This is a genomic window from Nocardia aegles, from assembly GCF_052545135.1.
On record NZ_JBQWRI010000059.1, the window covers coordinates 1 to 610 of the forward strand.

The following is a 610-nucleotide window of genomic DNA, read 5'->3' on the forward strand; positions in this document are numbered from 1 at the left end:
TCTGGACACCGCTCGCCCGCTCTGTGTCGTGACGACGAGCGCTGATGCGGCGGTGCTGCCCGAGGACGTCCGGGCGCTCGCCGTGGACACCGTGGATCTCGACGGTTTCGACGACAGCCCGGTTCGCGCCGAAGAACTGGTGCGTCCGGTGTTGCCGCAGCATCCGGCGTACGTGATCTTCACCTCGGGATCGACCGGCCGCCCCAAGGGCGTCGCGGTGTCCCACGCGGCGATCGACAATCAGATCGCGTGGATGCTCGCGGAATATCCGCTGGGACCGGACGACGTGTACTTGCAGAAGACGGCGACGACATTCGACGTCTCGCTGTGGGGCTACTTCATGCCGTTGCGCGTGGGCGCGAAGCTCGTCGTCGCCACGCCGGACGGACATCGCGACCCTGCTTACGTCGCGGAAACCATTGCCCGGCAAGGCGTGACGGTAACCGATTTCGTGCCGTCCATGCTGACGGTCTTCGCCGCGCACACCGCGCCCGGCAGCTGCCCGACCCTGAAACACGTGTTCGTGATCGGTGAGGCGCTGCCCCCGGAGACCGTGGGAGCCATGCAGGCGGTGTCCGACGCCGCGGTGCACAATTTGTATGGTCCGACG

General features: G+C 66.9%; 1 protein-coding gene. It reads left to right on the forward strand.

What is annotated here, in order from left to right:
- A partial coding sequence (locus ACT89H_RS29440; protein WP_445111931.1) for an AMP-binding protein occupies nucleotides 1-610 on the forward strand: 610 nt, incomplete at both ends.